The following is an 8,793-nucleotide window of genomic DNA, read 5'->3' as shown; positions in this document are numbered from 1 at the left end:
ATCTTCGCAGATTGAAAAATAGGGGTCAATATCGAAATGATGAAAAAAGCTATGCCTGTACCACAGAAATCCAATCCTAAAATTTATTTAGGACAGATGTGTTTAAATATATAATGTCAATTACTAAGTCAGAAAATTTTGCACTAGAATATTATTTGGTTCGCGGGTTTAAAGGAAAATTTTATGTAAAACAAATGATCTATTAGCTTGCTAGTGTTAAATGATTTTGAAAGTTCATTATAAAACTATAAATTAGTTTATGAGCACTTGCAGTTAAAACGTATGTCAAACCAGTGAGTTATTCGGTGAGCAGGGGAAATGTAGGCTTGTAATTTACTGATAAATAGATTGATGTAGGTAGATTTCGATTCCCCTACGGGCTACAAAAGATAAAAACCTGCAAATATTTTGCAGGTTTTTTTGTTTGAACCCAAGCGAGCAGCAAATGATACAGCTTGATCCATAAGATCTCCGAATAGCGGGCTAATTCTCCAGTCAGCCAAAGCAAAATGCTTTTCACATGCCAACCTTTTTTCAAAATAATATCCAAGAAGTGGTGTGTACGCAAGTATGTGGTCATCTTTATTTGCTGTGATACAAATAAGCAGTTTATTGAGATAATTCTATAGTATCAGAATCTTTACAATCCCTAAATTTGAGTAATCAATTATAGAAAGAAAACCTTAGAGAAGCATTTAGTAAGTTAAATCAGAAATCATTCGTCCATTTTCTTCGTGAAGAAAAAATAGTGTAGAGCACGGGGAATGAGAACCGTTAAGGTCGATAGCTATTGTGAGTTTAAAATAGAAAAATAAGTAGAAAAGTAATTTTAAAAACCGGAAGACTTTGAATCGATTGTCAGAAAGTCTTTTTTTAGCTTAAGATAGCTAATACCATTTAGCTTTATATAAAAGTAACCAATTATGTGGAAATTAAAACTAAGCGTTCGCCTAATAATAGGGCGGGCCTCAATCCGTTCGTCTTAAAACTATGCTATAAATATCAGTTATGTTCATCACATTTTAATGGATATAGCCAAAGTCTGTGAATTTGGAATTCATGGGCAGCGATACAAAAAGTATGTTAAAATAAAATTCTAACCAATATTAAACCTTATGAGAACTAGACAAACGGCGGCTAATAGTCGGTCTCTTAATCAGATGATTTGGCCTATTATAGTGCTTATTTTGGGCATCGTAAGCTGTAAGAATGACAATCTTGGCAGCATTGCAGAAGGTGTGCCCTTTGATCCGTCCCAACCTGTGATTGTCTCGGATTTTGCGCCCAAATCTGGAGGTATGGGGCAACGGCTTGTGATTTATGGAAAAAACTTCGGAAACGACCCCAAAAATGTAGCCGTCTTTATCGGCGGAAAAAAAGCAGTAGTCATTAATGCGTTGGGCGAATCGCTTTATTGTATCGTTCCGAAACAGGCGTTTAAAGGGGATATTGAAGTGCGCGTTGGAGGTGAGGAAAAACCTGTTGTCGGTAAGGCGCAAGCACCTTTTGATTATCAGCGCAAACTGGTGGTATCTACGCTCGCCGGTTACAGAAACGCCCGCGGTGATGAGCCTTGGAAAGACGGAAAGTTTAAAGATAATGACCAAAACAAAATGGCCAGTGGTTTTTGGCTTTCTTCTTTTATGAAGTTTGACCCAGTCAATCCAAAACATCTTTGGATGACATTTGATAATAATAACGGTTTATACCTCATCAATTTTGAAGATAGTACCATAACGACGAGGAGATCGGATTTTAATCGTCCACGCAGTATAGATTTTACTTTGGACAAAAATTATATGATTGTCGCTCAGGATAGAGGGGGAGAAAATGACGACTCTAATTTGTTGTTTTCGAGGGCGAGGAATTTCTTGGATAAAGAAGTCTTGACAAGGAGCAAACAATGCAATGGTGCTTCCGTTCATCCGGTAAATGGGGAAATGTACTTTAACAGCTTTGGCAAGGGGGAGTTTTATCGTTTTGACCTGAATCAATATTTCAATGGAGGTTTAGGGCAAAAGGACTATACAAACCCCTTTCTGATTCAGGATCCTGAATGGGAATATAGGATCTTGATCCATCCAACTGGTAATTACGCCTATATTATGATCATTAACCGGGGTTATATTATGCGGGCAGACTACAACTGGGAGAAAAAGACATTTAACCAGCCCTATTTGGTTTGTGGAAAAGTACGCGGCGGCGGGTATAAGGATGGGGTTGGATCGTCTGCTCAGATCGACCAACCTTATCAAGGGGTTTTCGTGAAAAATCAGGATTATTTAGATGCAAATAAGCCCGATCTGTATGACTTCTATTTTACGGACCTTAATAACCATGCGATCCGTAAACTTACACCGGAAGGTGCCGTAACCACTTTTGCCGGTAGAGGGAGTGCAAGCCTGAATAGTAATCCATACGGGTATGTCAATGGAGACTTGCGTGAAGAAGCTCGCTTTGACCGTCCGTCGGGTATCGCTTATAGTGAACAGGAGCATGCCTTTTACATTGGAGATCGGGAAAACAGACGTATCCGGAAAATCGCATTGGAAGAAATGGATGAAAGTAACCAAAATTAACGAGGATAAGATGATAAATAAAATATTACTAACCTGTTTGTTGCTTCTGTGTGTCAGCTTTGGGGTGTCGGCACAAGATATGCTAGAAGTAACAGGTGTTGTTGTTGACGCACAAAAGGCACCAATAGTGGGGGTCAGTGTTTCCGTTAAAGATGCTCCTGGCCTTGGAACAACGACTGATAATAAGGGTAACTATAAGATCAAAGTAGAACGCTACAAAACACTTGTATTCTCTTCAATCGGTTATCAAAAGCAAGAAATACTTGTGAAAGATAATCATGTCATCGATGTGACTCTGAAGGAATCCGAAACTAGCGTGCTTGAGGAAGTGGTGATCACAGGGACGGGTACACAAAAAACGCTGACCTCAACTGCGGCAACCAGCAGTGTGGACCTGACTACGATGAAAGGAAATCCGACTTCAAGTATAAGTAATGCGTTAATCGGGAATGCGCCGGGAGTTCTGGGGATGATGCAGTCCGGGCAGCCCGGCAAAAATATTACCGAGTTTTGGATCCGAGGCATTTCCACCTTTGGCGGCGGGGCTTCTGCACTTGTGTTGGTCGACAATATAGAGCGCGATATTAATGATATTAACATTGAAGATATTGAAACCATTAATATCCTTAAGGATGCCGCAGTAACGGCGATCTATGGTTCAAAAGGAGCAAATGGTGTCATTTTAATCACAACCAAACGCGGTAAAGATGGTAAGATCAGTATTAATTTTAAAGATGAAAATATTTATAATACCCGAACTATTACACCTGAATTTGAAGATGGCGTCACCTATGCCAACCTCTTGAACGAGGCCCGTATAACGCGCAATTTTGAGCCGATTTATCAACCGGAAGAACTGGAAATCTTACGTTTGGGCTTAGACCCCGATCTTTATCCCAATGTCAACTGGAAAGATCTGTTACTTAAAGATGGTGCAATGACGTACCGGGCCAATCTGAATATGACCGGTGGTGGTGCTACCGCCCGGTATTTTTTGTCTGGCAGTTATGTAGACGAAGGCGGTATGTATAAAACGGATGAGACACTGCGCAACGATTACAATACCAATGCAAATTATAAAAGATATAATTACCGTTTGAATACGGATATTAATGTCACCAAAAGTACAGTGTTAAAAATAGGTGTAGCGGGATCCTTAGACAAAAGAAATAGTCCGGGGTTAGGAGACAATGATTTTTGGGGTGTATTATTCGGTTACTCGCCAATTCGCACACCGGTGCTGTACTCAAATGGTTATGTGCCTGCTATTGGAGCCGGAAATCAGACGAATCCTTGGGTGGTGGCGACACAGACTGGCTATAATGAAAACTGGCAAAATAAGATACAGACGAATATATCGATCGAACAGAATTTCGATTTTATTACCAAAGGATTACGATTTAGAGGAATTCTTGGGTATGATACCAATAATGATAATACCATTCAACGGCGCAAATGGCCAGAGCAATGGCGGGCGGAACGTGCACGGAATGAGAATGGAGATTTGATATTTACCCATATTTCGGATCCACATGAATTGTTTCAGGCAAGTAGTGCCAGTGGTGAACGACGTGAGTTTTATGATATGATGTTTAATTATGATCGTAGTATTGGCGGTCATAATATTGGAGCTGTTGCCCGCTTTACGCGGGATGCACTTATCCGGACAGTCAATCTCGGAGATGATATTAAAAACGGGATTGCAAGACGAAATCAAGCGCTGGCAGGGCGTGTGTCCTATAATTGGAAATCACGTTATATTGCTGATTTTAATTTTGGATATAATGGCTCTGAGAACTTTGCTCCGGGTAAACAATATGGTTTTTTCCCGGCGGTTTCAGGTGCTTGGAATATCGGAGAGGAACCGTTTGTGAAGGATAATATCTCTTGGATGAATATGTTCAAGATTCGTTACTCCTGGGGAAGAGTGGGGAACGATCAATTGGCAGGGGGAGCGAGATTCCCTTATCTATCGACACTTACTGAAATTGGACATTTTAATAATGACAATGTTTGGGTTCCCGAAGGAGGCTATCAATGGGCCGATTACGGTTTTAATCGATATTATGGCGGAATGAGATATAGTCAAGTTTCTTCATCTAATGTTACCTGGGAAATGGCAACGAAAAAGAACTTGGGATTTGATGTGGCACTCTTTAAAGATAAGATTGTTGCCAATCTGGATTTCTTTGATGAGAAACGGACAGGGATTTATATGGCGCGAAATTTTTTGCCAGCGTTGGTTGGATTGGAATCGGTGCCGAGTGCTAATGTTGGAGCGGTCAAATCCAGTGGTTTTGATGGGCGGTTAGAATACAAACAAAAATTGGGAGAAGTAAATTTAACCGGGCGAAGCAATATTACCTACAGTAAAAATGAAATTACAGAGATCGATGAGGAAAATAATATATATGGTTATCAAAATCGAAAAGGATACCGTGTAGACCAGGCAAAAGGGCTGATTGCCTTAGGCTTGTTTAAAGACTATGACGATATTCGCAATAGCCCGAGACAAACATTTGGTACTTACCAGCCTGGAGATATTAAATATAAAGATGTTAATGGCGATGGATTGATTAACGATGGTGACCGCGTGGCGATTGGCGCAACACGACGTCCGAATCTAGTTTATGGTGTGGGCGTTTCGGCGAGTTGGAAAAATCTGGATATTAGCATTCACTTTCAGGGTGCTGGAAAATCGACCTTCTTTACCTATGGAAAAACGGTATATGCTTTTAGTGAAGGAGAGTGGGGACAAGTGTTAAAAGGGGTGATGGGGGATAACCGCTGGATTTCGGCTGATCTATCGGGTGACCCGTCAACCGAAAATCCCAATGCATCTTACCCTCGACTAAGTTATGGAGCTAATCCGAACAATTTCAGGGAGTCGACCTTTTGGTTGAGAAACGGACAATATATTCGCCTGAAAACTTTGGATATTGGTTATACCTTGCCGAAAGAATTCACAAATCGAATCAAAACCAATAGTATTCGCTTCTTTCTGGTTGGCTCAAATTTATTGACCTGGTCAAAATTTAAACTTTGGGATCCGGAATTAGCAACACCGCGGGGAGAAGATTATCCTTTGCCTAAGTCGTTCACATTTGGCATCAGTGTTAACCTATAAAATTTTAAAAAGATGCAAAGAAAGAAATTATACATAGCTATGATGCTCGTTTTTGGAGCAACAGCGCTCTCATCCTGCACAAAAGATTATTTAAAGTCGGATCAATATTTTAAGGACCGGCTTAATTTAGAGAAAACATTTAAAAGTAAAAAATACTCGGAGGAATGGCTGGCTCACGTATTTGAAGAGTTTAAAGGAGAAAATGCTGATGTAGCCAGTAAAGGCTTAACTCCTCATTGTTTTGCAGACGACATGTATTATGGTGATCGGGATAAAGATTATGACCCCTCAAAAAATGAACTTTCATACAATATGTTCAAAATGGGACAATATACTGAAAGTGATAAACAGGGGACATGGACACAATGCTATCGGGGTATTCGTAATGCGTCTACTTTCATTCAGAATATATACATGAATACGGAGATGTCGGCTGCTGAAATAGATGATTATCGGGGACAGGCTCGTTTTGCACGGGCCTATCTTTACTGGTTACTGCTCCGTAAATACGGCCCGGTTCCATTATTGCCGGATGAAGGGCTGGATTATACCGATAGCTATGATGAACTGGCTATTCAGAGAAATACCTATGAAGAGTGTGCGGAATATATCAGTAATGAACTCTTGCAGGCAGCAAAGGAAATGGAAGTGCTGGGGATGAGGCGTGGTCAAGATGGTTCTGCGCGTGCGACCGTTGGTGCTGCTTTGGCCGCTCGTGCTAAAGTACTACTTTATGCTGCAAGTCCGTTGGCCAATGGTAATAATTCCGGCTATGCTGCACTATTGGTGGACAAAAAAGGAAAACGATTATTGTCCGCGGACTTTAAAGAAGAGAAATGGGCGAAAGCGGCTGCAGCCGCCCGGGATGTGATCGAACTAGGGGTGTACAAGTTGTATACCGCACCTTTTCAGGAAACAGGCGATGATGCGACCGTCAGACCTCCCGAAGATCATAACTTTTCAGATAAAAGCTGGCCGGAGGGATGGGCTAATATCGATCCAACGAAATCGTATGCACAGGTCTTCGACGGAACGTTGTCTGCCTCAGGTAATCCTGAGTTGATATTTACGCGCGGAAATAACCAGCCCAATGAAGGGATTGACCAAATGGTTATTCATCAGTTACCGCGTTCTGCAACGGGATGGAATACGCATGGGCTCACACAGAAGCTGGTGGATGCTTACGCGATGAATGATGGTCGCGATGTGCCGGGAAAAGATCATGAAATTGGACGTGGTAATGGTTCCAGTAGGGTAGTCGGCTATGTGACCCAGGAAGATTATGATGCAAAAAGATATAGACCACTACGCCCGGGTGTCTCCTTGCAATATGCAAATCGGGAGCCTCGTTTTTATGCTTCAGTAGCCTATAGTGGGAGCTTCTGGACATTGCTAAATGAAACAAAACCCGAAAATCGCAATAAACAAATCTTTTATTATAGCGCAGATCCGAAAGGTAATGGCTTTAACTCTGCCAATGCATATTGGTTGCGCACGGGGTTTGGTGTTAAAAAGTTTGTTCATCCAAGTGATACCTACGAAGGAGGAGCGGGCTCACGCATTGTAGCCAAGGCTGAACCAGCTATCCGTTATGCAGATATTCTGCTTATGTATGCAGAGGCATTAAATGAATTAAGTGGTTCATATACTATTCCTTCTTGGCGTGGGGGAAGTTATACCATCAGCCGAGACATTGCTGAAATGCAAAAAGGTATTCAGCCTGTCCGTATCCGCGGCGGTGTGCCAGACTATGCAACCAGTGTGTATGGCAGTAAGAACGAGTTGCGTAAAACAATTAAGCGGGAACGTTTTATTGAGTTGGTCGGCGAGGGACAACGTTATTACGACCTTCGCCGTTGGATGGATGCACCGGTAGAGGAGGCCTTACCTGTCTACGGTTGTAATGTTTTAATGAATGAAAAGGAACGTGATCTCTTTTACCAACCCGTTGCGATCTGGACATTGAAAACAACGTTTGCCGATAAGATGTGGTTCTGGCCAATTAGCCATACCGAACTTAAACGCAATAAGAATTTGACGCAGAATCCGGGATGGACTTATAATGATTAATCTAATATGAATTTTATGAACAAGTCATTTATACAATTGTTATTACTTACCTTACTAGCTGTTTGCGGCTCTTGTAATGACGAATGGAAAGAAGAGCAATTTGAACATTACGTTTCTTTTAAGGCTCCCTTGGGTAATGGAGGATTAGCGGATATTTATGTCCGTTATAAAGACGCGCAAAAAACAACATTTCTACAGCCGTTGGAAGTTAGCGGATCAACAACAAATACGGATAATCTTTCGGTGAACATTGCGGTAGATCCCGATACATTGGGAATAATCAATTATGAACAATTTCAGAACCGAGAAGACTTTTATTACAAACAGCTGAATAACAGTTATTTTTCTATTCCCCAAACGGTGAATATCAAGTCTGGTGAAAATACAGCTTTGATGCCTATTGATTTTTCGCTGAAAGGAATAGACATGGCGGAGAAGTGGGTACTTCCACTAACGATCTTGGACGACCCTTCCGGCAAATATAAGGTTAATCCTCGGAAGCATTATAGAAAGGCACTACTAAGGATTAACCCGTTTAATAGTTATTCAGGCACATACAGTGGCACCGCTCTAAAGGTTGTGATGGATGGGCATGAAAGTGAAACACCCATTGTTAAAGGTGAAATTCGGAGCTATGTTGTCGATGAAAATACGATTTTTTTCTATGCTGGAAATATTGATGAAGATCGGAGGGACAGGAAGAATTATAAAGTATTTGCAACATTTAATGAGACTGGAGGCGTTAGCTTTCGCGCCGAAAATCCAAACATGAAGTTTGTTATGAAAAAAGATGCAAGTTATACTATCTCGGAACAAATGGATGCTGTACGGCCTTATTTACTACATCGTTATATTACGATAAATAATGTGGATTATGAATTCACAGATTATACATTGGTTTCTACGACAGCTATTAAGTTCAAGGTTTCGGGCTCATTGATCTTGGAACGTCAATTGAATACGCAGATTCCTGACGAAGATCAGTCCATAGAATGGTAATTTCTACAAACCATTTGT

At 41.0% G+C, this 8,793-nt stretch carries 4 protein-coding genes; all 4 read left to right on the top strand.

Annotated features, from left to right (window positions below; genetic code table 11):
- The first annotated feature begins 1,115 nt into the window (after positions 1-1,115).
- From L1283_RS24650 to L1283_RS24635, 4 genes are read left to right on the top strand one after another with little or no spacing between them, the layout of a single operon-like run.
- Positions 1,116-2,579: an IPT/TIG domain-containing protein gene (locus tag L1283_RS24650; protein ID WP_201639928.1), complete on the top strand. Its 1,464-nt coding sequence runs from the start codon at positions 1,116-1,118 to the stop codon at positions 2,577-2,579.
- Complete coding sequence (locus L1283_RS24645) at positions 2,497-5,706, top strand: SusC/RagA family TonB-linked outer membrane protein (protein ID WP_236586144.1); 3,210 nt, start codon at positions 2,497-2,499, stop codon at positions 5,704-5,706. The genes L1283_RS24650 and L1283_RS24645 overlap by 83 nt, the downstream gene beginning before the upstream one ends.
- Before the next feature lie 12 nt (positions 5,707-5,718).
- Positions 5,719-7,776, top strand: a complete 2,058-nt coding sequence (locus L1283_RS24640; protein WP_201639927.1) for a RagB/SusD family nutrient uptake outer membrane protein — start codon at positions 5,719-5,721, stop codon at positions 7,774-7,776.
- 15 nt (positions 7,777-7,791) lie between these two features.
- Complete coding sequence (locus L1283_RS24635; RefSeq protein ID WP_286779536.1) at positions 7,792-8,775, top strand: DUF4973 domain-containing protein; 984 nt, start codon at positions 7,792-7,794, stop codon at positions 8,773-8,775.
- Positions 8,776-8,793 lie beyond the last annotated feature (18 nt).

The sequence above is a fragment of the Sphingobacterium sp. HSC-15S19 genome (assembly GCF_050433745.1).
GTDB lineage: Bacteria > Bacteroidota > Bacteroidia > Sphingobacteriales > Sphingobacteriaceae > Sphingobacterium > Sphingobacterium siyangense.
This window is presented reverse-complemented; position numbering and strand designations above follow the sequence as displayed.